The 26076-nt window shown below is 43.3% G+C and carries 25 protein-coding genes; 19 read left to right on the top strand and 6 right to left on the bottom strand.

Features of this window, described 5'->3' with window-relative positions:
- Window positions 1-54 precede the first annotated feature (54 nt).
- The 3 genes from rpsF (at window position 55) to rplI (ending at window position 1275) form a co-directional block, all read left to right on the top strand.
- Window positions 55-444 carry a 30S ribosomal protein S6 gene (gene rpsF, locus AB4558_RS09340; RefSeq protein ID WP_004741278.1) on the top strand — a complete coding sequence of 130 codons (390 nt, stop codon included), beginning with the start codon at window positions 55-57 and terminating at the stop codon, window positions 442-444.
- Between the two features lie 112 nt (window positions 445-556).
- Complete coding sequence (gene rpsR, locus AB4558_RS09335) at window positions 557-784, top strand: 30S ribosomal protein S18 (protein ID WP_000090472.1); 228 nt, start codon at window positions 557-559, stop codon at window positions 782-784.
- 38 nt (window positions 785-822) lie between these two features.
- Window positions 823-1275: a 50S ribosomal protein L9 gene (rplI, locus tag AB4558_RS09330; RefSeq protein ID WP_010434182.1), complete on the top strand. Its 453-nt coding sequence runs from the start codon at window positions 823-825 to the stop codon at window positions 1273-1275.
- 180 nt (window positions 1276-1455) lie between these two features.
- Here rplI and AB4558_RS09325 read toward each other — a convergent pair whose 3' ends face one another.
- Window positions 1456-2373, bottom strand: a complete 918-nt coding sequence (locus tag AB4558_RS09325; protein ID WP_372158709.1) for a DUF481 domain-containing protein — start codon at window positions 2371-2373, stop codon at window positions 1456-1458.
- Window positions 2374-2549: 176 nt separating this feature from the next.
- Here AB4558_RS09325 and AB4558_RS09320 point away from each other — a divergent pair, with 176 nt between their 5' ends.
- The 3 genes from AB4558_RS09320 to AB4558_RS09310 are packed head-to-tail and all read left to right on the top strand — an operon-like array spanning window position 2550 to window position 6262.
- Window positions 2550-3941, top strand: coding sequence for a replicative DNA helicase (locus tag AB4558_RS09320; RefSeq protein ID WP_016767560.1), 1392 nt, complete (start codon window positions 2550-2552; stop codon window positions 3939-3941).
- 6 nt (window positions 3942-3947) lie between these two features.
- Complete coding sequence (gene alr / locus AB4558_RS09315; RefSeq protein ID WP_017065624.1) at window positions 3948-5033, top strand: alanine racemase; 1086 nt, start codon at window positions 3948-3950, stop codon at window positions 5031-5033.
- Between the two features lie 23 nt (window positions 5034-5056).
- Window positions 5057-6262 (top strand): BamA/TamA family outer membrane protein, encoded by a 1206-nt coding sequence (locus AB4558_RS09310; protein WP_372158707.1) that lies wholly within the window; start codon window positions 5057-5059, stop codon window positions 6260-6262.
- Window positions 6263-6380: 118 nt separating this feature from the next.
- On the opposite strand, the gene AB4558_RS09305 is transcribed toward AB4558_RS09310, so the two are convergent.
- On the bottom strand, window positions 6381-6800 hold the full coding sequence (locus tag AB4558_RS09305) for a secondary thiamine-phosphate synthase enzyme YjbQ (RefSeq protein WP_372158705.1): 420 nt from the start codon (window positions 6798-6800) through the stop codon (window positions 6381-6383).
- A gap of 326 nt (window positions 6801-7126) precedes the next feature.
- On the opposite strand from AB4558_RS09305, the gene pgi reads away from it, so the two are divergent.
- Entirely contained in the window at window positions 7127-8779 is a 1653-nt protein-coding gene (gene pgi, locus AB4558_RS09300) for a glucose-6-phosphate isomerase (protein WP_017071572.1), read from the top strand.
- A 138-nt stretch (window positions 8780-8917) separates the two neighbouring features.
- On the opposite strand, the gene AB4558_RS09295 is transcribed toward pgi, so the two are convergent.
- Window positions 8918-9379 (bottom strand): chemotaxis protein CheX, encoded by a 462-nt coding sequence (locus AB4558_RS09295; protein ID WP_017059940.1) that lies wholly within the window; start codon window positions 9377-9379, stop codon window positions 8918-8920.
- A 17-nt stretch (window positions 9380-9396) separates the two neighbouring features.
- Window positions 9397-9855 carry a zinc uptake transcriptional repressor Zur gene (gene zur, locus AB4558_RS09290; protein ID WP_017059941.1) on the bottom strand — a complete coding sequence of 153 codons (459 nt, stop codon included), beginning with the start codon at window positions 9853-9855 and terminating at the stop codon, window positions 9397-9399.
- Window positions 9856-10288: 433 nt separating this feature from the next.
- Between zur and AB4558_RS09285 the strand changes: the two genes are divergently transcribed.
- The 5 genes from AB4558_RS09285 (at window position 10289) to AB4558_RS09265 (ending at window position 15996) form a co-directional block, all read left to right on the top strand.
- On the top strand, window positions 10289-10498 hold the full coding sequence (locus AB4558_RS09285) for a hypothetical protein (RefSeq protein ID WP_372158703.1): 210 nt from the start codon (window positions 10289-10291) through the stop codon (window positions 10496-10498).
- Window positions 10499-10522: 24 nt separating this feature from the next.
- The gene (locus AB4558_RS09280; protein WP_102394619.1) at window positions 10523-11677 is read left to right on the top strand and encodes a hypothetical protein; all 1155 of its coding nucleotides are present in this window, start codon (window positions 10523-10525) and stop codon (window positions 11675-11677) included.
- A gap of 216 nt (window positions 11678-11893) precedes the next feature.
- Window positions 11894-13372: a glycerophosphodiester phosphodiesterase gene (locus AB4558_RS09275; protein WP_372158701.1), complete on the top strand. Its 1479-nt coding sequence runs from the start codon at window positions 11894-11896 to the stop codon at window positions 13370-13372.
- 43 nt (window positions 13373-13415) lie between these two features.
- Complete coding sequence (locus tag AB4558_RS09270; RefSeq protein WP_372158699.1) at window positions 13416-15779, top strand: hypothetical protein; 2364 nt, start codon at window positions 13416-13418, stop codon at window positions 15777-15779.
- A gap of 85 nt (window positions 15780-15864) precedes the next feature.
- Window positions 15865-15996, top strand: a complete 132-nt coding sequence (locus AB4558_RS09265) for a hypothetical protein (RefSeq protein ID WP_017059946.1) — start codon at window positions 15865-15867, stop codon at window positions 15994-15996.
- Window positions 15997-16199: 203 nt separating this feature from the next.
- Here the strand turns inward: AB4558_RS09265 and AB4558_RS09260 are convergent, their stop codons facing one another.
- Together AB4558_RS09260 and AB4558_RS09255 are read right to left on the bottom strand one after the other, a co-directional pair.
- A complete protein-coding gene (locus tag AB4558_RS09260) occupies window positions 16200-17036 on the bottom strand; it encodes a hypothetical protein (protein WP_372158697.1) in 837 nt (278 codons plus the stop codon).
- Between the two features lie 346 nt (window positions 17037-17382).
- Window positions 17383-18465 (bottom strand): tyrosine-type recombinase/integrase, encoded by a 1083-nt coding sequence (locus AB4558_RS09255; RefSeq protein ID WP_372158695.1) that lies wholly within the window; start codon window positions 18463-18465, stop codon window positions 17383-17385.
- A 110-nt stretch (window positions 18466-18575) separates the two neighbouring features.
- Here AB4558_RS09255 and dusA point away from each other — a divergent pair, with 110 nt between their 5' ends.
- The 7 genes from dusA (at window position 18576) to AB4558_RS09220 (ending at window position 25730) form a co-directional block, all read left to right on the top strand.
- A complete protein-coding gene (dusA, locus tag AB4558_RS09250) occupies window positions 18576-19577 on the top strand; it encodes a tRNA dihydrouridine(20/20a) synthase DusA (RefSeq protein ID WP_016787865.1) in 1002 nt (333 codons plus the stop codon).
- Window positions 19578-19783: 206 nt separating this feature from the next.
- On the top strand, window positions 19784-20005 hold the full coding sequence (gene pspG / locus AB4558_RS09245) for an envelope stress response protein PspG (protein ID WP_017059950.1): 222 nt from the start codon (window positions 19784-19786) through the stop codon (window positions 20003-20005).
- 135 nt (window positions 20006-20140) lie between these two features.
- Window positions 20141-20812 carry a TIGR04219 family outer membrane beta-barrel protein gene (locus tag AB4558_RS09240; protein WP_372158693.1) on the top strand — a complete coding sequence of 224 codons (672 nt, stop codon included), beginning with the start codon at window positions 20141-20143 and terminating at the stop codon, window positions 20810-20812.
- Between the two features lie 202 nt (window positions 20813-21014).
- The gene (locus AB4558_RS09235; protein ID WP_004735813.1) at window positions 21015-21245 is read left to right on the top strand and encodes a hypothetical protein; all 231 of its coding nucleotides are present in this window, start codon (window positions 21015-21017) and stop codon (window positions 21243-21245) included.
- Window positions 21246-21368: 123 nt separating this feature from the next.
- Complete coding sequence (locus tag AB4558_RS09230) at window positions 21369-23234, top strand: assimilatory sulfite reductase (NADPH) flavoprotein subunit (RefSeq protein WP_372158691.1); 1866 nt, start codon at window positions 21369-21371, stop codon at window positions 23232-23234.
- Window positions 23234-24961, top strand: coding sequence for an assimilatory sulfite reductase (NADPH) hemoprotein subunit (cysI, locus tag AB4558_RS09225; RefSeq protein WP_017065747.1), 1728 nt, complete (start codon window positions 23234-23236; stop codon window positions 24959-24961). Before AB4558_RS09230 ends, cysI begins: the two co-directional genes overlap by 1 nt.
- The gene (locus AB4558_RS09220; RefSeq protein WP_017059954.1) at window positions 24954-25730 is read left to right on the top strand and encodes a phosphoadenylyl-sulfate reductase; all 777 of its coding nucleotides are present in this window, start codon (window positions 24954-24956) and stop codon (window positions 25728-25730) included. The genes cysI and AB4558_RS09220 overlap by 8 nt, the downstream gene beginning before the upstream one ends.
- Window positions 25731-26076 lie beyond the last annotated feature (346 nt).

Here is a 26076-nt window from a genome sequence, read left to right as displayed (position 1 = left end):
CCTCTGGACGACCGGGCCACTCGTGGAAGCTAATAATCCGTAAGGAGCAACCAAATGCGTCATTACGAAATCGTATTCATGGTTCACCCTGATCAAAGCGAGCAAGTTGCTGGCATGATCGAGCGTTACACTGGTTCTATCACTGAAGCTGGCGGTACTATCCACCGTCTAGAAGACTGGGGTCGTCGTCAAATGGCTTACCCAATCAACAAGCTTCACAAAGCTCACTACGTTCTTATGAACGTTGAAGCTGGTCAAGAAGTGATTGACGAGCTAGAAACTGCTTTCCGTTTCAACGATGCAGTTCTACGTAACATGATCATGCGCACTAAAGGCGCTGTGACTGAGCAATCTATTATGCTTAAGCAAAAAGAAGAGCGTGCAGAGCGTGCTCCTCGTCGCGAAGAGCGTACAGAAGCTAAACCAGAAGCAGCTGCTGAGTAATTCTTTTTTGGCTTAACGCCTTAAAAAATTCTCAACTTGTTTTAGGTCATTGATAGTTATTTCGATAATTGTGAAAGACCGCTTTACTAAATTTAAGATCAGGAGATAGCCCATGGCTCGTTTCTTCCGTCGTCGTAAATTCTGCCGTTTCACTGCAGAAGGCGTACAAGAGATTGACTACAAAGACGTAGCAACTCTTAAAAACTACATCACTGAAGCTGGTAAAATCGTACCTAGCCGTATCACTGGTACAAGCGCTAAGTACCAGCGTCAACTAGCTCGCGCTATCAAGCGTTCTCGTTACCTAGCTCTACTACCGTACACTGACAAGCATCAGTAATCGGTAATAGTTAATAATAGTTTAAGAGGACTAAGATAATGCAAGTTATTCTACTTGATAAGATCGGTAACCTAGGTGGCCTTGGCGACCAAGTAAACGTTAAATCTGGTTACGCTCGTAACTTCCTTATCCCACAGGGTAAAGCAGTTATGGCAACTAAAGACAACGTTGCTATGTTCGAAACTCGTCGTGCTGAACTAGAAGCTAAAGTTGCTGAGCAACTAGCTGCTGCTGAAGCTCGTGCAGAGAGCGTTAACACTCTAGAAGGCGTTACAATCGCTTCTAAAGCTGGTGACGAAGGTAAACTATTCGGTTCTATCGGTACTCGTGACATCGCTGACGCTATTACAGCGGCAGGTGTTGCAGTAGCTAAGAGCGAAGTACGCCTACCTGAAGGCGCTCTACGTAACATCGGCGAATTCGAAGTAAGCATCCAACTTCACTCTGAAGTTTTTGCTACTGCGAAAATCGCTATCGTTGCAGCTGAGTAATTTCAGTACCAAGACGAATTCTTTCTTTTGAAAGTTTTAAACACCAGCTTCGGCTGGTGTTTTTTTATGTCTGGAATATAGGAAAGTACAAGGAAGGGCTACATTAGGTAAAAAGCTTACGGTGATCCATAAGCTGTTATTGCTGAACAAGTTGTTCTCAAGGTTAGAGGTGGTCTAAGATTAGAACTGGAAGAGCAAGTTGATCGATAGAACAGAGTCTTGTTTGCTTAAGCCTTCAGGCACTTTATCGTGGTACTGGCGAGAGTGAGCGATCTTCAGCGCGATATTGTCAGTAATATCGTTGATGGCTTCTAACTCAGTATCAAACTTTAGGTTACTGTGACCAGAGACAAGCGTCACGTCTGCCTTGAGCTGCAAATTCTTCAACACCTGCCATGACGTATTCACGTTGCCACGGAAAATTGCCTCTTCAACAATCTCTGGGAAGATGATGTCATCATCATCAATCTCATCAAGGTTCGGTTCTTGGTAACGAAAACCTGGTCCCACTTCGACTTCCAACACAAACTCTTCGGTATTCGAAAACTGGTAACCCAGACCACTCGAAATTGTGTAGTCCTTAAAGTAAGCACTGTATCTCGAGTCGACTCCTTTGAAACTGCCGTAAAGGTAGGTTTTAGGGCTTAACTTGTAGTCACTCTGAGCTGAGTAAGTCGATTGCCTTTTATCTTCTTCGCCATCTTTGTAGAGGTTGTAGTATTTCCATTCACCACTGGTTCTATGACGGCCAGCCGTGTACTCACCGTTAAGGCGTGCGTTAAGCGCTCGTGAATCAGAGTTACCAGTATGCGACTGATATCCAAATTCGACTTCCGTTTTTAGCGGGCTCGGCAGTTCTGTATCACTTGTATCACTCGGTGCGATATCCAACTCTTTTTCTTCAGGTGTCGGTGCAACGACGATCGGCTCAGCAGTAGGTTCTGAAACTACTATAGAGTCGAGAATAGAATCAACAGAGGTATTAGCATCAACAGAGGCTTTAGTATCATCAGCTAAGACCAACGGAGTGCTCAGGAGACCGATGCTTAGAAGACTAGAGCTTAGAAGACCAGTGCTCAGAGCCAATAATTTGGACACGCATACCTCTAGTTATACAGTGAGTGAATGGCAGGATCGTAATGCTACCCTTGGTTAATTCCGTCAGCAATAGGTAAATTCTTCCTGAAGAATAAAACAAACTCATAGGATCGGATTACAAACGGATGTTCTTGGGTATAATGAACGATCATTATTAGTTATTGAGTGTAGTCATAGTGGATACCAAAAGTCAGAAATCAGCCAACGATCAGGTGGACGCCATCAAGGTCCCGCCACATTCATTAGAAGCTGAGCAATCTGTTATTGGCGGTTTGTTATTAGATAACGAACGCTGGGATACAGTTGCCGAAAAGGTTGTGGCCAAAGACTTTTATAGCCGTCCTCACCGTCTGATCTTTGAAGCGGTAAAGGATATCCTTGAAGAAAGTTCTCCTCTGGATCTTATTACACTCTCTGAACATTTAGAGCTGCGTGAGCAACTTGAAGAAGTGGGTGGCTTTGCTTACCTTGCTGACTTAGCGAAAAACACACCAAGTGCCGCAAACATCAATGCGTATGCGGATATCGTAGCGCAACGTGCACTTGTTCGTAGCCTGATTGGTGTCGCGAATGAGATTGCTGATTCTGGTTATGACCCTCAAGGTCGTACTTCGGAAGAGCTGGTTGATCTTGCTGAAAGTAAAGTCTTCGCGATTGCCGAAGGCCGTGCAAGTGAAAACGAAGGTCCACAAAACGTTGATAGCATTCTAGAGAAGACGCTAGAACGTATCGAGATCCTATACAAAACGCCGCAAGATGGTGTGACAGGTGTCGATACTGGCTTCAACGACCTCAACAAGAAAACAGCAGGTCTACAAGGCTCTGACTTAATTATTGTTGCTGCTCGTCCATCGATGGGTAAAACCACATTTGCGATGAACTTGTGTGAAAACGCGGCGATGAAGCAAGACAAACCGGTTTTAATCTTCTCGCTAGAGATGCCAGCCGAACAGCTGATGATGCGTATGCTTGCGTCACTTTCTCGCGTAGACCAAACCAAGATTCGTACTGGTCAGCTAGATGATGAAGATTGGGCTCGTATCTCGTCGAGTATGGGTATTCTGATGGATAAGAAGAATATGTATATCGATGACAGCTCGGGTCTAACGCCAACAGAAGTGCGTTCTCGTGCTCGACGTATCGCTCGTGAACACGATGGTATCTCTATGATCATGATAGATTACCTTCAATTAATGCGTGTACCTTCGTTATCTGATAACCGTACTCTTGAAATCGCCGAGATTTCTCGCTCATTGAAAGCGTTAGCAAAAGAGCTCAACGTTCCGGTTGTGGCACTTTCTCAGCTTAACCGTTCCCTAGAGCAACGTGCTGATAAGCGCCCAGTAAACTCGGATTTGCGTGAATCAGGTTCGATTGAGCAAGATGCCGATTTGATCATGTTCATCTATCGTGATGAGGTTTATAACCCAGATAGTTCCTTGAAAGGCATTGCTGAGATCATCCTTGGTAAGCAACGTAACGGTCCGATCGGTTCTGTTCGTCTTACGTTCCAAGGCCAACACTCCCGATTTGATAACTATGCAGGCCCTGCATTTGATGATGAGTAATCGCTAATGACTTACATGAAAGCGGCGACGGCGAGCATTGACTTAAACGCGCTCGAACATAACCTGAACCAGATAAAGTCGAAGGCTCCTCAGTGCAAGGTCATGTCTGTTGTGAAAGCCAATGGCTACGGACACGGCTTACTGCATATCGCCAAGCATTCAAAAAGCTCTGATGCTTTTGGTGTGGCGCGTATTGAAGAAGCGTTACAACTTCGTGCTGGTGGCATTGTTAAACCTATTTTGTTGCTGGAAGGATTTTACTCTTCGGGCGATTTACCAATCCTGGTGACCAATAACATTCAAACAGTAGTGCATTGTGAAGAGCAATTAAGCGCGCTAGAGAATGCAGATTTGGAAACACCTGTTGTGGTATGGCTAAAAGTCGACAGTGGTATGCACCGACTAGGTGTTCGCCCTGAGCAATACCAAAACTTTGTCGAGCGTTTGCATCAATGTGCGAATGTTGCCAAACCTCTCCGTTACATGAGCCACTTCGGTTGTGCTGATGAGCTGGATAGAGCAACCACTGTTGAACAGACAGAGCTTTTCTTGTCTCTTACCGAAGGTTGTGAAGGGGAGCGTTCACTTGCTGCCTCTGCGGGTTTGCTCGCTTGGCCAGACAGCCATCTTGATTGGGTTCGTCCGGGAATCATCTCTTACGGTGTTTCTCCGTTTGTTGATAAATCAGCGCAAGAGCTTGGCTTTTTGCCTGTGATGACACTGACCTCACACCTGATTGCAGTTCGCGATGTGAAAGCCGGTGAAAGTGTGGGTTATGGCGGAAACTGGACCAGTGAACGTGATACCAAGGTTGGTGTTATCGCGATTGGTTACGGTGATGGTTATCCTCGTACTGCACCTAACGGTACTCCAGTGTTCGTTAACGGTCGAAAAGTACCGATCGCAGGACGTGTGTCAATGGACATGCTAACGGTTGATCTAGGCCCTGATGCGGCAGATAAAGTGGGTGATGAAGCGACTCTGTGGGGTAAAGATTTACCTTCAGAAGAAGTGGCTGAACATATCGGCACTATCGCTTACGAGTTGGTCACTAAGCTGACTTCGCGTGTTGCGATGGAGTATGTGAAGTAATCATGGATCTTGATAAGTAAATTATGTTCAAGCGAACGACTCGAAACTGGCTAATGTCTGCAATGACATTACTCGGTGTCAGCTTTTCTTCTTCCGCTGCGAGTGAAGAAAAAGATTCAGCCTTTGTCCCTTTCTATTTTAGTACTGAAACTTTGGGCAATACCTTTGGGGTTGCGGGTGTCGCAAAGGGTGTTTGGCAACCTCAAGCCGCTCTGTTTGGTATGGCACTCTATTCAGACAAAGACAGTTATGTCGGTTTTCTATCGGCCTTTAACTACGCTTTGTCTGAGAATGTTTTATTCAGTACTCAGATGTACCAAGCGCGCTTCAACGACAACCCTTATTACATAGGCTCTCAAGGCGATAACGATTCATCTATTGATGATAAAACCATTGCCGATGGCCTAGAGCAAAACTATCAGTTTGAATTTAAGTATTTGCTACCTTGGGGCAATGTTGCAGAACATGGCTTGTTAGGGGCTTTTCAGCCAATCAAAGATGTGAGTTTTGCTTCGCCAGTCGAGTCGGGTGTCAGTTCGATTATCTTCACGCCTTTTTATACGGCACGTGAGCTAGAAGGTTTAAACAACACGGAAGAGGCGACAGGCTTTAGTCTGGCATTGGATTGGGATAACCGTGATAGCACACGTAACCCAACCACGGGCTCTCATACTAACCTTGAATTCACGACCGGCGCAGAAAGTTGGTCTAACGATGACTTGTGGCTTAAGTGGACCTTCCAAAATAGCCAGTACTTTGCTTTAGGTCCTTTAGGGGACTTATTCGATCAACAAGTTTTAGCATTCGATTTCTATACCGCTGACACGCCAACGTGGGACAACTGCTCTGGGCAAGACTGTGCTCGCCCACCAGAAACGGAGCAAGCTCGATTGGGTGGTTTGTATCGTTTACGAGGTTATACCGGAGGTCGTTATCACGGTCGCTCTGCAGTTCATTATTCTGCTGAGTACCGAGTACTTCCTGACTGGCAACCACTTGGTGATATCCCACTGATAAACTACTACGATTTGCCTTGGTGGCAATGGGTAGCGTTTGCTGAATTAGGGCGCGTTGCCGAAGAGTACGACATCAAAACACTGCACTCGGATATGAAATGGAGCTTAGGTGGCGCGGTGCGTTTCCAAGTGGAAGGTATTGTTGTTCGTGCAGAATTAGCGCGAGGCGGTGATGAAGGAACCTTTAGGGTTATGATAAACCAGCCCTTCTAAAGCTTTCGGCCTACAGTAGGCCAAATACTATCTTGATAAGAGTGGTCGTGGAAACACACCACTCTTTTTGTATTAAAAAGGCACTGTTTTTATTAATAAAATCTTGCTTTCAAATAGTCTACTCACCTTGAATAGTCGCAATCACTGTGCGGCTTCCACCACAATCTCGGTGCTCTCCTAAGTAAATGCCCTGCCATGTTCCTAAAGCTAAACGACCATTGCTAATTGGTATTGTCACACTGGTGCCAAGTGTCGATGCTTTAATGTGGGCAGGCATGTCATCATCACCTTCATAGGTGTGTCTGTAGTAGGGCGCTCGCTCTGGGACAAACTTATTGAAGTGCGACTCCATATCGTTACGGACGGTAGGATCTGCGTTCTCATTTAGTGTGAGGCTGGCAGAGGTATGTTGGATAAAAAGATGTAATAAACCAACAGATAGAGAATTGATATCGTGTATCTGTTGTTCAATTTCATCAGTAATGAGATGAAATCCACGCTTTCGTGCATTTAGGTGTATAGTCTTCTGAATCCACATACGCCATCCTTTATAATGTATTTGGAAAAAAAGTGGTTTAACGCTATCTTTTGAACTTGAATTTATCAGGTATCGCTCACATTTAATTATGTTAGAGCTAGAGTCTGTACCGATTCTTCTGTCAGGAAATCTAATCCTGATTTATCTCAAGGTACAGCTCTTCATATGCGGCATAATACGTCGTGAAAAAAAATTACAAAGAATCTTTCAGTGGTGACGCGGTTTGGTCATCACAGAAAAATATAAACTTTCGCCTAATCGGGGGTTCTATTCATCACCCAGGTGACGTTTAGAATAAAACCTACAGTAACATCGGGATAGATACCATGTTGAAAAATATCAACCCAACGCAAACACAAGCGTGGAAAGCTCTAACGGCACATTTTGAGTCTGCTCAAGATATGGATATGAAAGAGCTGTTTGCTCAAGATGCAAAGCGTTTCGAGAGCTTTTCTACTCGTTTCGGTTCTGACATCTTAGTGGATTACTCTAAGAACCTTATCGATGCTGAAACTATGCAGCACCTATTTGCTCTTGCGAACGAGACTGAAGTTAAGTCTGCAATCGAAGCAATGTTCGGTGGTGATGCAATCAACAAGACTGAAGGTCGTTCAGTACTTCACACTGCTCTACGTAACCGTAGCGACAAGCCAGTAATGGTTGACGGCAAAGACGTAATGCCAGCAGTTAACGCTGTACTAGCAAAAATGGAACTGTTCACACACCGCATCGTTTCTGGTGAGTGGAAAGGTTACACAGGTAAAGAGATCACTGATGTTGTAAACATCGGTATCGGCGGTTCGGATCTTGGTCCATACATGGTGACTGAAGCACTAACGCCATACAAAACTCGCCTAAACATGCACTTCGTTTCTAACGTAGATGGCACTCACATCGTTGAGACACTTAAGCCTCTTAACCCAGAAACAACGCTATTCTTAGTGGCATCTAAAACATTCACGACTCAAGAAACAATGACTAACGCGCACTCTGCACGTGATTGGTTCTTGGCTGAAGCGGGTGACAACGCACACGTAGCTAAACACTTCGCAGCACTATCAACTAACGCAACTGCGGTCGCTGAGTTTGGTATTGATACTGACAACATGTTCGAATTCTGGGACTGGGTTGGTGGTCGTTACTCACTATGGTCTGCAATCGGTCTTTCTATCTCACTATCTGTTGGCTTCGATAACTTCGTTGAGCTACTAGAAGGTGCTCACGAGATGGATAACCACTTTGCTTCAACTGAGTTTGAAAGCAACATTCCAGTAATCCTTGCGCTTATCGGTATTTGGTATAACAACTTCCACGGCGCTGAGTCAGAAGCAATTCTACCTTACGATCAATATATGCACCGTTTTGCGGCTTACTTCCAACAAGGCAACATGGAATCGAATGGTAAATTTGTTGACCGTGACGGCAATCCAGTAGAATACCAAACTGGTCCTATCATCTGGGGTGAACCAGGTACAAACGGTCAGCACGCTTTCTACCAACTGATTCACCAAGGCACTAAGCTGATCCCATCAGACTTTATTGCTCCTGCTATCAGCCACAACCCAGCATCTGATCACCACCAGAAGTTGATGTCTAACTTCTTTGCTCAAACTGAAGCACTAGCATTCGGTAAGACAAAAGAGACAGTGGAAGCTGAATTCCTGGCGGCTGGCAAAACAGCTGAAGAAGTGGCTGAGCTTGTACCTTTCAAAGTATTTGAAGGTAACCGTCCAACGAACTCTATTCTTGTTAAGCAAATCAACCCTCGCTCTTTAGGTAACCTAATCGCGATGTACGAGCACAAGATCTTCGTTCAAGGCGTTATCTGGAACATCTTCAGCTTCGACCAATGGGGTGTAGAACTTGGTAAGCAACTAGCAAACCAAATTCTTCCAGAGCTTGCTGACGATGCTCAAGTAACGTCTCACGACAGCTCAACTAACGGTCTAATCAACGCATTTAAAGCGCTTAAAGCTTAAGACTGTTTAAGTAACACCAAGTAATAACTGTAAACGCCAGCCTTTCGGTTGGCGTTTTTTATGTCCGTTGATTTTACGGCAATAAAAAAGGCTGACGTATGTACGTCAGCCTTTCGTTTTATATTTACTCGATTGTCTCTATTCGAAACAGATCTCGATGAAAGCATTACCCCATTGAGATGAGAAAGGCATGATGATGATTGCCCCATCACACTTGTGACGAATCGTATGACCTTTACCGGAAACCACGATTGGTGTTGCCATATCGAAGTCAAAACCGCTTTCCGCAAGAATACGTTTCGCACCGCCAGTCACCATGTTAGTGATTTCACCCACCATATCGGTCACTTCTTCGTTGAGGCCGTTTGGTCGTTCACCAAGCATGTTTTCCATGATTTCGAGAGCGAGACCTTCATCAAAGGTGATCGACATAGAGCCACGAGATTGTGTACCCACCATACCAATTAGGCCGGATACATCACCACGAGCGATTTCATCTTTCTTAACTCTCGGTTTTTGTGGCTTCAATTCTAGAGAAGCCATCGTTTTTAATACGTTCATCAAAGAAGCTAAAAACGGGTTTACAAATTCAGCGCGCATAATGTTCTTCTATAATCTTATTCTTTCATCTCGGAGGAGCAAGATTGGCAAATGCCATGCGATTCAATGACATGATTCGTCAATTGAAAGCCATGCTTCTCAGCGTTACTGGCGAGTAGGGTGACAAGCGCATCGTCCTGCAGTTCTATCACAGTGCCACATTTATCGCAGATCAGTAGTTGGGAGAAATGTTTGTTGGCATTGCAAGAGCAGCAGCATATGAAGCTATTGGTTGACTCAACTCTGTGAATGAAACCTTGCTCCAACAAGAAATCCAAAGCGCGATATACTGTAGGTGGCTTGGCTTGCGGTTCACTGACTTTCAACTGCTCTAATAATTCATAAGCACTGGAGGCTTTTTTATTAGAGAGGATGAGCTCAAACACTCGCTTTCTTTGAGGTGTTAATCTAACGCCTCGCGATGCGCATATCCCTTCAACTTGCTCTATTAATGTGTGGTCCAAATTTTTCACCATTCAATCGGACATCCCTAATCAAACCTTATTTCTAGGTTACTACGTTTTGGGAGCCAATGATTTCTATTAAAGTCAGGTACAGAGCGTATTGTGACCCACGACTTTGAATAAGACAAGGTAACTCAAAATGACAGTGTGACTCAAGGCATAACTGATTAATGAGGTTGAATTAGAGATCTGGTGAATAGGTTTATAAAAAAGTATGAGGTAAAGTTGATATGACATCTTCATTTGAGTTCAATTTAGCTCAATTAATTTTTCTTACAATAATGTGCTGTTTTAAATCACATTTCTTATCGCATATTGTTCCTTATTCGATAAGATCGATGCCTAATATAGACTAGAAGAAGACTATTGACCCCTCCTGTCAACATGAGCTTGTCATGGTGTATTGTAGTTTTAGTCTTTAATTTCAAATGCTTGGAGTTAAGCTGTGGAGCAAGTAAACAAAGAATCATTTCTGAAACTGTTGTCCATCTATAATCAAAGAGAAAAACGTTATCAACAACGTTTGGATGACTTTAAGGCCATGAGGGATAAGCTTGAAGAAGTGGAAGAACCAAGAGTTAAAAAAAATGAGCGATACATCAAACTGGCTATAGCCGCAGCTATTATTTTAGTCATCGCCTTTATCTTTATTTAAGTCGTCAAATTGGAAGGGAATAAAATGAAAAAGCATTTTGACGCTTTGGCTAAAGCTTCATTAGAAAGTAGTCATCTTAACCTTGGTGAATGGTATGAAAGCTATGGTTTAGCACTGCACTTATTCAAGTCTGATAGCAAAATTTACACAAAGGCGATGAAAAAGCGAGACGGTCATAAAAAGCACATTGCAAAATATATTGAACCTAAGTTACTCACCACGGAAGGAGTAACTGAGGAGTTTAAAAAAATAATGCGTTGGAAGACCTTTGTTGAACGATGGGACGCATATTACGAACCTATTGCAAAGCCTCAAGATCGCGTGCATCACTTGTCTGCAGTATTGGAGGCTTTGTCCGATGAAGATGTTCCACGAGCTTTAATCGAAATCGATAATTTGCCGGTTGACTACTTGATCAACGATACTTTTTGGGGCGAGGTCATTCTCTTTATCGTTGCCGCAAGATCAGGAGATCAAGAGCAGGCCCGATCAATAACGCAAGGACTGTACAACATGGCGCAGAGCGATCACAACACAGCGTTACTTAGCCATTTGTTACCAGCTTTATGTAAGAAATATTTAGATGAAGAGTATTATCCATGGCAAATGAAGGCTCGTGTAGTGAACTGGAATGGAGAAACTTATCATTGTGTTCCGGTATTAATACACAACTTTGATGCTTTTGGTGGTCAAGAGTACATAAACCATACTCCTGTCAGACAACGTGCTCGCGTTGAAAGAAAACATAGCGTGGATTACGTGTATTCTACAGACCGTTATGGAAACCGAGGTCAAAGCATCGCGAGTGCGACTGCTAATGTTGGAATCGCCGTAGCGAGTGCGACAGGTAAAGTTATCGGCCATACTTTGCTTTTGGGCGCCGCAGGGGCGATATATCTAGCGTTAGCCGGTAAGATTCGAGTAAATCACTACAATAATTCCAATCATAAAATAGTCTTAAATCGTAAGACCGAGATGCCTGTCAATTCGTGTGGTTATATCGTGACTAAACAGAACAGTACTATTGAACCATGGCAGGATGAAGAGGGGAGCGAAAGCATAGACAATAGCTTTTCGTTTTTGAACTTCACAGATGGTTTGGCTTATCCATGTCGAAAGGGGTATGACATCCCAGATGAACAAGGGCTTATTCAATTATTATTTGATGAAATAATGTAATCATGATTTGTATTTATGAGTTTTTGAGCCTTTGCTTTCAATCAAATTGAACCATTAAATACGTCCACTCCAACAACATATCAACAATCGAAATCAATGGTTGGAGTCATCATATATTAGCACTTTGCGGTCTCCGTGCTTGGAGGCCGACTTTGTCGTGCTCAGCGTGTGAAACCCAGTTATGTCACATATAAGCTACCAACGGATAAGGATCTCATGTTTTCACCACCTTCACGTGTAACCACGCTTTCAAGAGGGCTGCTTGTCACTACTATTGCTCTTATTCAGGGATGTTCATCTACAGATAAAGTAACACCACCACCACAACCAACCTTGGAGCGAGGGCTTGGATTACCTGCAGATGCAAAACTAATCTCGAATCATAACTCAGCAGAGGGGCGAGAAATGTTTCGTGATATGCAGTTGGCGTTAAAATCGCGCAATCTTTATCAAACCATGGGAGGGGATATCTCTTACATCAAAGGACAGTGCCCTATTGATGTTATCGCCCACCGTGGCAGCTCTAATTATGCTGAAAACTCTCGTAATGCGATTCAAATGGCGGCGGTAAGTGGTTTTGATGGAGCAGAAATTGATGTGATGCTGACGCGTGATAAAGATTGGGTTGTACATCACGACATAGAAACAGGAAGAGCAACCGCTCGTAGTGATGGTAAGCGATATCGCGTGAGTCGTATGAAGAGTAGTGAGTGGAACTCTCTGAGTGGAAGGAGCCCTGACGGAACATTAGATGGGTATCGTCCCGCTTATTTCAATGAAGCCGTGAATGATTGGTACCATTACGCAACGATTGAACAACCCCTTAATATTGAAATAAAAACATCAGATGGCTCCATGGAAGATTTGTTTAAACTCGACGAAATGGCCAGACAAAGTCTCCCCTATAGAAACTATTTTTATTCATCAATGGATATGGACGTTCTGAAAAAAATGCGGGAAATCAATTCAAGTGTTTATCTTGGGTATGTATGGGAGCCTCATTCGGCGTCGGTTGCTCAGTTTAAGCGGGATGCAAAACGAGGCATGGGTTCTGATGATTATTATCAGAAAAATAAAAAGAATATCGATCGCGCCTTTGCTATGGAGGGGCGTTATCGTAAGCATAAGCCCAAACATTCCGCTAAAACGGTAAAACGAATACTTGGCCCCAATAGTGGATTACATGTTGATATAAGAAGTTACCGACAATATGCGACAATTTACAGCCGTGCGAAAGCGCAAGGCATGAAGGTGGTGACTTATACGATTAACGGAACGGATTACCACCAAGATCAATTGGTCTCGTTAGCTAAGGCAGGTCGACCTCTGCCAGATGAGGCGATCATGGATACCAGTAAGTTCTCTATTTGTCAGCAGCTTGCTCCACAGCTTGTCGTTCAATCAAATGGCTACCAACCCACAACGTTAGCAGGCGAAACCGTTGCTGGCCTACCCAATGACGCTGATTTTCACCGACTCTATGAACAAATAGATTACCTCAAAGATGGCCATTACATCACTAACCGAGGTCTCATTAGGAGTGTGTCATATTCCAAGCCTGCTAGCGTGAAAGGTGTGAAAAAAAGAACGCAAACAACGCAGAGCGCGAAGCCAGCAGTGCTGTTTGATATTCAAGATGAAGATTTAAATTTAAGTAACGATGCGATCAGCATTTCGATGCCGACAGAAAAATGATGTTTGATGAGAACAGGGATAGACAAATTATGGAAGCGTTAAGATGAAACCAGTTCCTAGCCAGGACGTAATAACCACAAATAATAAGAAGCCGAAATGGTTGGCTGTTTTGTTGTTTTTTTGTTCACTTCTTTATCTTTTTCCTGAAGTCGCTTTCAACGCCAAGTTGGTTGAAATTGCGGGTGGAATCGATGTTAGTGATGCTCAATTACATAAAACGGAGCTATTTGGCCGAACCATCTCAGGGATCGGGGTGACTTTAATTGTTGCGGATTTTCTACTTAAAGGATGGCTGACCACGACGAAGTTTCGCGCTATTTCATCGTTGGTCGTGATTACAGCTTTGGTTTGGCCAACGGTTTTTTTTGGTCAAAAGGCGGTAATAGATAAATGGTTGATTGAACCGAGTAGTGCAAAGCAGAGACAGGAGGCTTTCTTTTCCTCTGTACTGCGATCTAGTTTAGCGATGAATGCGATTAATATCGAAGGGATCCCTTATAACTCAGAGGCGAGTACCGAGTCGTCAGAAATGACTTTTCTCGCTTTGATCGGTGGGTTGGTTTACAGCAATGATGCATTCTTAAGTCATATTGATGATAAGAAAGTTCAAATTTTGGATCGTTATATTCAAAATCGAGCAAACGCCAATTTCGATGAGCACTATGCGAACTATAAAGTATTACGGAGTGAAGTTCAGCAATCGTGGCATCAATATAAAAAACATGTTGGTGCGTATAATCAGACGGTAGAGTCTCGCCATCAAAAGGCCAATCAAGCGTGGGAAGAGGTCGAGTCGACCGTCGCGACGGGGTATCGTGATTATCAACAGGCGAGTAAGGCCTATTTAACGAGAGCAGAGGCGAGAGCACAAAGAGTTGCACAACCTATTTTTGACCTATTTGATGATAAAGAACGCTGTTATAAACGCAAAGGAAGCTCAAGAGCCAATTGTATCAGCCGCATTGAAGATCGCTATGAACGCTTATTAAAAGATAACTCGATTCCCCACCAACCGATGGATTATTGGTTAGAGAAAACCTTTCGACGAACGAAAGGTGAAACATCTTGGGGGGAAGCATTCGGTTCTCTAGGCTTATCAGTTATCCAAGCCGGTATTGAGCAGGCGACAGGGCAAGCTGGAGAAGCCATTCAAGATAAAACGTATACCAATAGTGTCGCTCATTACACACCACGAATACTGGCAGTGTGGCAAAAACAGTTCTTAAAAGAGACCGGTTATCCTATGGGAATCGACTCTATGTCGGAGTTTCGCTCCCACTCTACAACAGCAAGTAAGGTTCGTACTCAAGTTCATCGAAAGGGGATCCATTTAGACTCCAATTGGCAAATAAACCAAATTAGCGTGTTTAAAAATGCAGTCAGAAACAAAGTTATGAAGGACACCAAAGCTCGTTGGCATGCCGAGGCAAAGCAGCGGGGTTACGACATTGAACCGAACTTATCTTGGAATGATTTTCAAAAAGTAGCCGAAGTTCAGCAACAAATAAAGAATCGTATGGGCGAACGTTATTACGTCGAGCCCATGATGGCGACGTGGAATAATAAGCAATTTTACCAACAGGTTATTGTTCCAAATGTGAGGCGTGAGAGAGATTATTGGCTAGGTTATATTGAGGCGTCACGTGCTCAGTTTGCTGATGATGGCCCTTATGCTGAACAAGGCAAAGCGGCATTGCGTTCTATCATTGTGCCGCCAATATCAATGGGACTATCGCTATTTCTCGTTGTCCTAACGGTGTTTAAGCTGCCAGGAAAATTTATCGTGTTGATGAATTACCATAAACCACGGCCAGCACCGAACTTGAAGAGCAAGGCTCTGAATATAGGCAGCTCGTTTATCGTCATATTCGTTATTCTTGTTGTGCCTGTGAATGTATTTTCATCCAAGTACACTCAAACGGACTCAACGATTGGCTTTTTCTTAGAGCAAGTCAGTGACACACTATCTCCGTCGGCTTCTTATGCCGTTCGTTGGGTGATACATACTCAACCGTTGATTCATCCACTTGGCGCTCAAATAGACAAAAGTATGCGTATTACTGATGGGTTTTCTACCTCTTTGGAGCATTCGGTAGCGGAGTTAGATGGTGTTTTTGCTCGTCATTTAACTCAGCGTGCTGAGAGCGAACCGGTGAGTTCAGCTAAAAACAATAATGAAGCCCAAACGGAGTTTCCTATGTACATCAATTCAAATGCACAGAACCAACCGGGTTTTAAGGTTCGAATAATGAATATTAAGCCTAGGTACCAAGCCGGTATGCGATTGCCAGAGGGTAATTATGATGTTGAGGTCCGTGCCAATGGATACCAACCAAAGCGTTTATGGGTAAAGCACAGTAAAGGAAAAGCCTCTCACCGAATCGAACTTGAAAAGTTGGTTATTTAAGTCCGCGTCATAGAAAGTGAACAGAAGAAAATGATCTGCTCCTTCCACTAAAAAGGGTTTAGCGTTACTTGGCGCGGGAGCTGCTTTGGTAGCTGGTCACCCTGAACTTATCACCGCGAGCGTATCGGCAGACGGTGTTCAATTCGGTGGCATTATTGGCGCAAGTGCCCCAATAGTATTTGGCCTATGGGAAACCCTACGCAATGAGTTCAAGTAATGGCAGAGTATCAAACACTAATAGTCGCTGTTGCTAGTGCCCTGTCTAGTGGTGTCGGTGTGGGCATTACACTCAAAACAGACGTTAAGTGGCTGCGCTTGATGATGGAAAAGATGGATCAGCGGATTGTAAAGTTGGAGAACCAACGGAATCTGTGAGTAAAAACTTAACCAAGCACAAGCAGTAGTGCTTGGTTGAGTTTTTTAATTGCTTGATTTTGGAGGGGTTTGATTCGCGACTTTGCTAACTCTTAGCATTTTTTGGTCGACTTGATCACCATTGGCTTGGTTGTTAACCCCAACGATATTTGCTGATACCACAGAGTTAGAATTTACACGCCCTGCAACATTTAGTCGGATTGCTGTTTGCGAGACGAAAGCATTCGTTATCTGTGTCATTTCAGAAATACTTAAATGTCCTTTAAATAACTCAGTCCCGATTGTTTCACCAGTAGCAATGCTTAACAGTTCAACTCTATAGCTGTTGGGTTTATGTTTGAGTAAGCTAATTTTGTATTCGCCATCTAGACGACGCAAATCACTTTCTTGCTTTGCCTTATGGGTAATTGCCTCAATTTGTGCTTTGGATAAGGTTGTTTTATCTATTGAAACTTGAGTGGCGTCAGGAACACTACGCAATACATTTAGCATAGCTTGGTTACCCTGTTCGCTAATTTCCTTTAGCTGAGGTTGGTTCTGTATTAAAGCCATAGTGATAGCTTGTTTATTAGCTGCTTCGGTGTCTTTCGATTGTGCGCCTAAGTAGTTGTTATATGTAGATTGTACCGCCCATATGGCCGCAACACCTAAGACAACAGTAACAACTTGTTTGCCAGTCATTTTTTCCATTGCAGTTTTACCTAGTTCTGTGAAGAAACCACCTAAGTCCGCAGTTACGTTCGAACTTCCTTGCTCGACCTTAAAAACGATCTCTAGTGCTTTTCGCTCTGAAGCTGTTAAGCACTTAGCCGATTTCCCATAAATCAATTCGGCGTAGACTTTATTTAAATGGTTCTGTAAGTCAACCAATGATTTCATCATAGATGTCGTCATTGTAGAATTATATCGGTCACCCTTTACGTTGATATGGAACTGCGGCCATTTGTCAAAGTCTAGCTCAATAACATCGTTGTCATACTTGCCTTCAAGTGCTTGCTCTAAAAATTGCCAAGCTAACTTTTCGTCAGTGATTGCGATAGAAGTAGTGGACAAGATATGTACCTCTGCGGGTTTTGTTTGTAGTTAGGCCGCAAATTCTATCATCAATATCAATAGTCTACAGTGGTATTGAGTTGTTTTGTGATTGATTTTATTGACAAAAATATCCGTAAAAAGAGGTTATTTAATAGATTTAAATACTTACATTAAATCTGGTTGAAGAAAATAATTAAAAATTATTGCGAGTCTGAGACTTCTGATGCAGTTCTGATGGGTTTAACTGAGTGTAAACTTGCCACAAAATGTTTAAGTTTCTATGCCCAGTTACTTGAGCTACTTCTTCTATTGAGTACCCTTTCTCAAACAACCGACTTGCTCCCTCTCTTCTTAAGTCGTGATATCTCAGATCTTCAATACCTAATTCGTTTCTCACCCTTTGGAAGCCTGCGCTAACACTTCGTGAGTTGTACGGGAAAATGAGTTCGCCTTTGTCTGGTTGTTTCAGTGCGATCTCAAATGAATCGCCAAGCAACGGCACAATCATATGATTACCTTCTTTCTTCCTTGGGTCTTTCCTGTCTCTAACGAGTATCGTTTTATGTTCTTGGTTGAGGTCTTCCCAACGCAGCTTGCAGACTTCACCAATTCGCATACAAGTAAGAATGCTGAATTCTAGAATGTCAGTGAATGGGATTCGAGTTGTGCCGTTTGGCCGGAAAGACTCACGTTGTTCTAATCCAAGCTTTAAGAGTTTCAGTTCTTCAGAAGTTGGGCGACGTGTTCGTTTCTGGCTTTTACCTATTAGTGCCATATCAATGAGAACCGGAATTGCTTCATCAAATATCTGAAAGTTGGCCGCGATATTGAACACAGGTTTTGCTTTTTTCATCACAGAACGGAGGTAAGCAACATCGTGATAGACCGTTGCACCGCCAGCTCCTCCACCTTTTCTATTTTTACAGTGTTGGATTAAGTCGCTAGTTTTTAGCTTGTCGCTTTCACCCTTGGATATGTCACAGTCACGAAGAAGCTTAATTACGTATTGCTTCGTTCGTCCTGTTTTATCCCATAAATCAGGCTCTTCCATAAACTTGTCCAGAAGTACGTACAACGGTACGGATTTCTGTCCGGATTCGTCAGGGTTTTCTAGCTCAAGAACCCGCTTGTTTGCATAGGTTCTAGCGAGTTCTTTTTTCCTGAATGTTTTCGATTCCCTGTGTATAATCGCCGAATTCTTTTTGACTACAATGTCCACTGTGAAGCGTGATTCACCGCTTTTTAGTGTTCTTTTTTTAATGCTAAATGATGCCATTCGTCCTACTCCATCGATACGTACTATATGCGTACTGAAAGGGTGAGTTTGGGGCAACTCTAGCAAATTGCTGTATATATATGCAGTATATAGATTTCGAGTAACACCTTATGAAACCTGACAATACTAGTAAATACGCGGCTAACCGCTTATCCGTTGCACCCATGCTCGATTGGACTGACCGCCACTGTCGTTACTTTCACCGTTTGCTTTCTCAGCAGACTCTTCTGTACACGGAAATGGTAACAACGGGCGCGATCTTACATGGTAAGGGCGACTTTCTTGAATATAACGAGCAAGAACATCCTCTTGCACTTCAACTCGGTGGTTCAAACCCGGTTGATCTTGCTGCTTGTGCCAAGCTTGCTGGTGAACGCGGTTATGATGAAGTGAATCTTAACGTAGGTTGCCCTTCAGACCGAGTTCAGAATGGTCGATTTGGTGCATGCTTGATGGCTGAGCCCGAGTTGGTGGCAGATTGTGTTTCAGCGATGAAAGAAGTCACTGATATTCCAATTACCGTGAAAACGCGTATCGGTATCGATGACCAAGACTCTTATGAGTTTCTAACTAAGTTTGTTTCGACGGTTTCTGAAAAAGGTGGCTGTGAGCAATTTACTATTCACGCGCGTAAAGCGTGGTTGAGTGGCCTTAGCCCGAAAGAGAACCGTGAGATCCCACCGCTAGATTACGATCGTGCATACCAAATCAAGAAAGATTTCTCTGATCTGGTGATTGCCGTGAATGGTGGCGTTACTACTCTTGAGCAAACTAAGGAGCACTTGCAACACCTTGATGGTGTGATGATTGGTCGTGAGGCTTACCATAGCCCATTTATTTTGGCTGAAGTTGATCAACAGATCTTTGGTTTAGACACACCAATTAAGAAGCGCTCACAGGTTGTCGAAGAGATGTACCCGTACATCGAGCGTGAACTTTCAAATGGCGCAAGCTTAGGTCACATATCTCGTCACATGCTTGGTTTGTTTCAAAGCATGCCTGGTGCAAGACAATGGCGTCGCTACATCAGTGAAAACGCACATAAGAAAGGTGCAGGTATTGAAGTGATGCAAACAGCATTGGCTAAGATCCCTAAAGAGCTAAATGTTTAAGCTCCCTCTAAGTTAAAAACTTAAGGTTAAATTCGCCATTAGAGGCTAAATTTACCACTACAAGTTTCCGAAAAGCTACGCATGAAGATGTGTGGCTTTTTATTTATCTGATAAATAAGGATTTTCTTGGGTTGGCATACTTGGTATGGAAGCTGCAATGTTAGAAAGTAGGAAAGATAGGTCATTAACTCATTAGGGAGACCATTATGTTTGAATTAATCTTTGTTCTTATTTTCGTCGCAACTCTACTTGTCACTGGTATCACGTTTATGACGGTATTGGCTGCAACCGGAGTGGCGTTATTAGTCATGTTGGTCTTAGGTATGATGGGCGTCGTGTTTAAGTTACTGCCTTGGTTGATCGTGATTGCAATCGGTGTGTGGTTTTTCAAAAATTTTGTACACAGTTCTAACCAGAGACGTTACTAAGGTCATCGTGCCGTCAAATCTTTACTCGTCAGCGGTTTATCGTTTTAGAATTTAAGATGTGTGGTAGAATTTTCCCCAATAATCTATGAATGTGCATACAATTAGCACAACGATATGGAATTGGAGCTATCTCAAATGAATAAAATGCCATTAATTGCTTTAGTGGGAATGCTATCTTTAAGCTCGGCAGTGTCTGCTGAAGAAGAGTTTTCTTACACGGCTAAAGTCGGTGCCGATATGTGGTGGGGAAGTACAAAGCTAAACGAAGTTAGACAAGATGATGACTCTAACTCACCTTCGTTGTATTTCGCATTTGAGCATAATGCCCCGATGCTACCAAACGCTAGCTTTCGCTATACTTCTGTTGATGCAGATTCATTGGCTTTCGATAAGTACGATTACACCTTCTATTACACGTTGTTAGATCACAAGCTGATGAACTTCGATGCGGGTGTGACGTTTACTCAATACTCAAACTCGAATTACATTGAACCAAAAGCAACAGGTGCGAAAACATCGACGTTTGATGAGTTCACGTGGAGCTTCTACGGTAACGCAGAGATCAATGTGCCGGACACCAACTTCGATATCATTGGTACCATCGAGTTTGGTGATAGCAGTGGTATTAAGAGCACTGACTTGATGGCGGGTGTTCAGTACCGAATTCCAGTAGCAGAATCTGAAATTGCCCTGCGTGGTGGTTACCGTGTTATCGATTTAGATTCGGATGAGTTCTTTAGCTCAGAACTAGGCAAGAGCTTTGTCATGGTTGATGGTTGGTTTGCTGGTGCTGAAGTGCGCTTCTAGGCCATATAAAGCAAATTTAGAACGAATTTTAAGAACGCCACTTTATTAAGTGGCGTTTTTTTATATCTATTGGTTACTTGAGTATATATCTTTCTGGAATTAGTTAGCACATTCATCACTTTCGACCATCCTTAATACAGAGAGCCAATTTGCGTCTATTCTTATAAGGTCTATGTAGTGAGGTCAAAGCAAGGGATGGAATATGACACTCAATGAATTGAGAAATTTATATAGAGAAAACCTGTTAGTTGAAGCCATCATAGAGCCCTCAATTCAAGAAGGGTCTTGGGTTGTGGAGTTTCGTCATATGGGTGGTGGCTTCGTTCTGCTTACTGATGTTCATGGTGAAGAATGTCATTACGCGGATTTAGACCTAGCATCTAAGTCGGCAATGGCGGTTGGCTTTCAGCAAGTACGCATTGAAAACCAGTAAGACAATTTACGTTTCAATCGGTTTTTACTTCCAAAAAGTTATAAAACATACTTTTCTATTCTTTCTTGTTATTAAAAGGAGTGGTTAATCTATCGTCACGCAATGATTAGGGATGTCGTGACCATGTCTTTAAATAAGAAAGAGTCTTCACAAAATAATAATGCACAGTCTGGGGCTAATGAGTTACCTGGGCTAGCAGCACCACTTAATGACCAACAATTGGGTCATCTTCAGCAAACTGTTTCTGAACTGTCTTCACAACAACTGGCATGGGTCAGTGGTTACCTTTGGGGAGTGAGCCAAGCTCAGCCTGTCGGTGCTGCTGCGCCAATCGCTCAAGCGGCCGCTGCAGTAGCGGCTAAGCCAGCGGGTAAGCTCAGCATTATCTTCGCTTCTCAAACCGGTAATGCGAAAGGCGTCGCTGAATCGCTAGAGGCAGAAGCAAAAGCCTTAGGTATTGCTGTCGAGCTTTTCGATGCAAGTGATTATAAAGGTAAGAACCTAGCCAAAGAGACACACGTCATTTTTGTGGCTTCAACCAATGGTGAGGGCGAAGCCCCTGATAACGCGATTGAGTTGCATGAATTCCTACAATCGAAGAAAGCGCCAAAATTATCAAACCTACAATACGGTGTGATTGGTTTAGGTGACTCAAGCTATGAGTTCTTCTGCCAAACGGCTAAAGACTTCGATAGCTTCCTCGCTAAGCTTGGTGCGAAATCGTTTGTCGACCGTCTTGATTGTGATGTTGATTACGAAGAATCAGCAACGGAATGGCGCGCTAAAGCATTAGAGCAAGTAAAAGAGACGCTATCGACAGGCACTGAAGCCGATGTGGTTCAATTACCAGTCGGTCAAGCGGCCGCCGGTCATTCGCAATACACCAAACAAAATCCATATACAGCGACACTATTAACCAGTCAAAAGATCACCGGTCGTGACTCGGGTAAAGATGTTCGTCATATCGAGATTGATCTTGATGAGTCGGGCATTACCTACCAACCCGGCGATGCGCTAGGCGTATGGTATGAAAACAGTTCAGAACTCGCAAATCAGATTCTTTCTAAGGTTGGGTTATCGGGTATCGAAAGTGTCGATGTCGATGGTAAGAATCTATCTATCCATAGTGCGCTAGTGAGTAAATTTGAGATTACCACTTCAAACCCTCAACTTGTGACTAAGTTTGCTGAGTTATCGGGCAGCAAGAAGTTAATCAAGCTGGTGGAAGATAAAGACAAGCTTCGTGAATACGCGGGTAATACTCAAGTTGTCGATGTTTTAGCTGAGAAGAAAACTAAGCTATCGGCTGATGAGTTAATTGGCCTGTTACGTAAGCTGACACCGCGTCTCTATTCTATTGCATCAAGCCAAGCAGAAGTAGATGAAGAAGTTCACTTGACGGTTGGTTTGGTTGAATACCAAAAAGGCGAAGAGTCTCGTTTAGGCGGAGCTTCTAGCTTCTTAGCTCAACGTCTTGAAGAGGGTGGTGAAGTGAAGGTGTTTGTTGAGAACAACAATAACTTCAAATTACCACAAGACGACAATACACCAATCATCATGGTCGGCCCGGGTACCGGTATCGCACCGTTCCGCAGTTTTGTTCAAGAGCGTGAAAACAATGATGCTGAAGGAAAAAGCTGGTTGTTCTTTGGTGACCGTACCTTTACTCAAGATTTCTTATACCAAGTTGAATGGCAAAAGTACCTCAAGTCTGGCGCGCTAACTAAGCTCGATGTTGCCTTTAGCCGTGACCAAAAAGAAAAGGTTTATGTTCAGGACCGTTTAATCGAACAAGCAGAGCAGGTGTGGCAATGGCTGCAAGAGGGCGCGTACCTCTATGTCTGTGGCGATGCGACTCGAATGGCTAAAGATGTTCATGAAGCGTTAGTTTCGATAGCGGAAAAGCATGGCAACCAGAGCCGCGAGCAAGCTGAACAATATATTAATGATTTACGTAAAGCGAAACGTTACCAAAGGGATGTGTACTAATGAGCAAGCAAGTAATAGAGCAAGAAGTGCTAGGTCAAGTACTTGGACCTTTGGCTGACAATGAGCGTCTTAAGCGTGAAAGTAATAACCTACGCGGTACGATTGAACAAGATCTCCAAGACCGCATAACAGGTGGCTTTACTGCTGATAACTTTCAGTTGATTCGTTTCCACGGTATGTATCAACAAGACGACCGTGATATTCGTAACGAACGTACCAAACAAAAGCTCGAACCGTTACATAACGTCATGCTTCGTGCTCGTATGCCTGGTGGCATCATTACCCCTAAGCAGTGGTTGGCGATTGATAAGTTCGCAGACGAAAGTACCTCTTACGGTTCAATTCGTCTAACAACTCGTCAAACGTTTCAGTTCCACGGTGTCTTGAAGCCGAACATTAAGTTGATGCACCAAACGCTAAATAGCATTGGCATTGATTCAATTGCGACAGCGGGTGATGTAAACCGAAATGTTCTATGTACGACAAACCCGGTTGAATCTGAACTTCATCAAGAAGCTTACGAGTGGGCGAAAAAGATCAGTGAACATCTATTACCGAAGACTCGTGCTTATGCAGAAATCTGGTTAGATGGTGAAAAACTAGAAACAACGGATGAAGAACCTATCCTTGGTAGCAACTACCTACCGCGTAAGTTCAAGACGACGGTTGTCATTCCTCCGCAAAATGATGTGGACGTCCATGCTAACGATCTTAACTTTGTTGCTATTGCTGAAGACGGAAAGCTGGTGGGCTTTAATGTGTTAGTCGGTGGCGGTCTTGCTATGACACATGGTGATACCTCTACTTATGCACGTAAAGCTGACGACTTTGGTTTTGTGCCATTAGATAAAACGTTAGATGTAGCAGCGGCGGTGGTAACGACTCAGCGTGACTGGGGTAACCGTTCAAACCGTAAGAATGCAAAAACCAAATACACACTAGACCGTGTTGGTATTGATGTATTCAAAGCAGAAGTAGAAAAGCGTGCAGGCGTAGAATTTTCTGAAAGCCGTCCTTATGAGTTTACTGGCCGTGGTGATCGCATTGGTTGGGCGGAAGGCATTGATGGTAAGCACCACTTGGCGTTATTCATCGAGAATGGTCGTTTACTTGATTTTCCGGGTAAAGCTCTGAAAACAGGTGTTGCTGAAATAGCGAAGATCCACAAAGGTGACTTCCGCATGACTGCAAACCAAAACCTAATTGTTGCGGGTGTGTCGACGAGTCAAAAGGCCAAGATTGAAAAACTGGCGCGTCAATATGGCTTGATGGATGATGCTGTTTCAGAGCAACGTAAAAACTCAATGGCGTGTGTGGCTTTCCCAACATGTCCTTTAGCAATGGCAGAAGCTGAGCGCTTTCTTCCTGAGTTTGTAACGGATGTTGAAGACATTCTGAAAAAACATGGATTACCAGAAGAAGATAACATCATCCTTCGAATCACAGGTTGTCCAAACGGTTGTGGTCGTGCAATGTTGGCTGAACTTGGTTTAGTGGGTAAGGCTCCGGGGCGTTACAACATGCACTTAGGTGGCAACAAAGCCGGAACTCGTATCCCTAAGATGTATAAAGAGAACATCACTTCAGCTCAGATCTTAGAAGAGATTGATTCGCTGGTGGGACGTTGGGCTACGGAACGTAACGACAATGAAGGGTTCGGTGATTTTACAATCCGAGCTGGCATCATCGAAGAGGTGATCATTTCCAAGAGGGATCTGCATGCATAATTCTGTCGCTTCAAAATTGAAGTTAGCAGAGCTACTCGCATTGACTAAGACGGAGCAAATACTTCGTCTTGGACAAATCAACGCAGAGTTAGAGCAGCTAACCGCATTAGAAAGAGTTAAGTGGGCTTTAGATAATTTAGAAGGGACACATGTTGTGTCTTCTAGTTTCGGAATCCAAGCAGCATTGATGTTGCACCTAGTGACCCAAGCAAAACCAGATATTCCGGTTATTTTGACTGACACAGGGTATCTATTTCCGGAGACCTATCGCTTTATTGATGAGTTAAGTCAGAAGTTGACTCTAAACCTTCAAGTCTTTCGCGCCCAACAGAGCCCTAATTGGCAAGAAGCGCAATATGGAAAACTTTGGGATCAAGGTATAGAAGGGATAGAGAAGTACAACAAGCTTAATAAAGTTGAACCGATGAGAAGAGCGTTGGATGAGCTCGAGGCTGGGACATGGTTTTCCGGTTTAAGAAGAGAGCAATCTCAATCGCGTGCAAATTTGCCAATCTTATCTATCCAAAATGGTGTGTTTAAATTTTTGCCGGTAATCGATTGGACGAATAAAGATGTTCACTATTACCTAGAAGAGCATGGTCTCGGTTATCACCCGCTTCGAGAGCAGGGTTACCTTTCTGTTGGAGATACACATACAACTAAGAAGTGGGAACCGGGTATGACTGAAGAGGAAACTCGTTTTAATGGGTTGAAACGCGAATGTGGTCTCCATGAAGATGATGGAGAGCAATATGGTTCTGGGATTTAGACTCGTTGCCATTTAAAAAGCTGCCATGAGGCAGCTTTTTTGTTTTCTAGGATGAAAATTAGATCAATTGTGGATAAGTCTGTGGTTATTTTGTAAGTACTCTGTAGTTAAACTTGCACAAATAAGGCTTTGAGTGTTTATTCGCCATGTAATCGTTATTTTTGCATCTTTCTTTAATAAACACTTGCCAATGTGATGAACATCTCTATAATGCCGCCTCACTGACACGGCAGACGCCACAAGGCTTCAGCGCAGAATGTTAGTAAGGCAACTAGCTTTAAGCGATAATTCGCTCCTACTTTTAGAAAGTAGAAATTAATTTTTAAAAGTGTTTGACACTGAGAAT

Origin of the sequence: Vibrio sp. 10N.222.51.C5, assembly GCF_041474575.1 — a bacterium.
Classification (GTDB): domain Bacteria; phylum Pseudomonadota; class Gammaproteobacteria; order Enterobacterales; family Vibrionaceae; genus Vibrio; species Vibrio crassostreae_C.
Note: the sequence above shows the minus strand (reverse complement) of the source record. Positions and strands in the feature narration are given on the sequence as shown.

Bases quoted from the DNA above. Each gene is read 5' to 3' on its own strand.
- rpsF (WP_004741278.1), top strand. From the start codon at position 55: ATGCGTCATTACGAAATCGTATTCATGGTTCACCCTGATCAAAGCGAG.
- rpsR (WP_000090472.1), top strand. From the start codon at position 557: ATGGCTCGTTTCTTCCGTCGTCGTAAATTCTGCCGTTTCACTGCAGAA.
- rplI (WP_010434182.1), top strand. From the start codon at position 823: ATGCAAGTTATTCTACTTGATAAGATCGGTAACCTAGGTGGCCTTGGC.
- alr (WP_017065624.1), top strand. From the start codon at position 3,948: ATGACTTACATGAAAGCGGCGACGGCGAGCATTGACTTAAACGCGCTC.
- AB4558_RS09310 (WP_372158707.1), top strand. From the start codon at position 5,057: ATGTTCAAGCGAACGACTCGAAACTGGCTAATGTCTGCAATGACATTA.
- AB4558_RS09305 (WP_372158705.1), bottom strand. From the start codon at position 6,800: ATGTGGATTCAGAAGACTATACACCTAAATGCACGAAAGCGTGGATTT.
- pgi (WP_017071572.1), top strand. From the start codon at position 7,127: ATGTTGAAAAATATCAACCCAACGCAAACACAAGCGTGGAAAGCTCTA.
- AB4558_RS09295 (WP_017059940.1), bottom strand. From the start codon at position 9,379: ATGCGCGCTGAATTTGTAAACCCGTTTTTAGCTTCTTTGATGAACGTA.
- zur (WP_017059941.1), bottom strand. From the start codon at position 9,855: ATGGTGAAAAATTTGGACCACACATTAATAGAGCAAGTTGAAGGGATA.
- AB4558_RS09280 (WP_102394619.1), top strand. From the start codon at position 10,523: ATGAAAAAGCATTTTGACGCTTTGGCTAAAGCTTCATTAGAAAGTAGT.
- AB4558_RS09275 (WP_372158701.1), top strand. From the start codon at position 11,894: ATGTTTTCACCACCTTCACGTGTAACCACGCTTTCAAGAGGGCTGCTT.
- AB4558_RS09270 (WP_372158699.1), top strand. From the start codon at position 13,416: ATGAAACCAGTTCCTAGCCAGGACGTAATAACCACAAATAATAAGAAG.
- AB4558_RS09260 (WP_372158697.1), bottom strand. From the start codon at position 17,036: ATGATGAAATCATTGGTTGACTTACAGAACCATTTAAATAAAGTCTAC.
- AB4558_RS09255 (WP_372158695.1), bottom strand. From the start codon at position 18,465: ATGGCATCATTTAGCATTAAAAAAAGAACACTAAAAAGCGGTGAATCA.
- dusA (WP_016787865.1), top strand. From the start codon at position 18,576: ATGAAACCTGACAATACTAGTAAATACGCGGCTAACCGCTTATCCGTT.
- pspG (WP_017059950.1), top strand. From the start codon at position 19,784: ATGTTTGAATTAATCTTTGTTCTTATTTTCGTCGCAACTCTACTTGTC.
- AB4558_RS09240 (WP_372158693.1), top strand. From the start codon at position 20,141: ATGAATAAAATGCCATTAATTGCTTTAGTGGGAATGCTATCTTTAAGC.
- AB4558_RS09235 (WP_004735813.1), top strand. From the start codon at position 21,015: ATGACACTCAATGAATTGAGAAATTTATATAGAGAAAACCTGTTAGTT.
- AB4558_RS09230 (WP_372158691.1), top strand. From the start codon at position 21,369: ATGTCTTTAAATAAGAAAGAGTCTTCACAAAATAATAATGCACAGTCT.
- cysI (WP_017065747.1), top strand. From the start codon at position 23,234: ATGAGCAAGCAAGTAATAGAGCAAGAAGTGCTAGGTCAAGTACTTGGA.
- AB4558_RS09220 (WP_017059954.1), top strand. From the start codon at position 24,954: ATGCATAATTCTGTCGCTTCAAAATTGAAGTTAGCAGAGCTACTCGCA.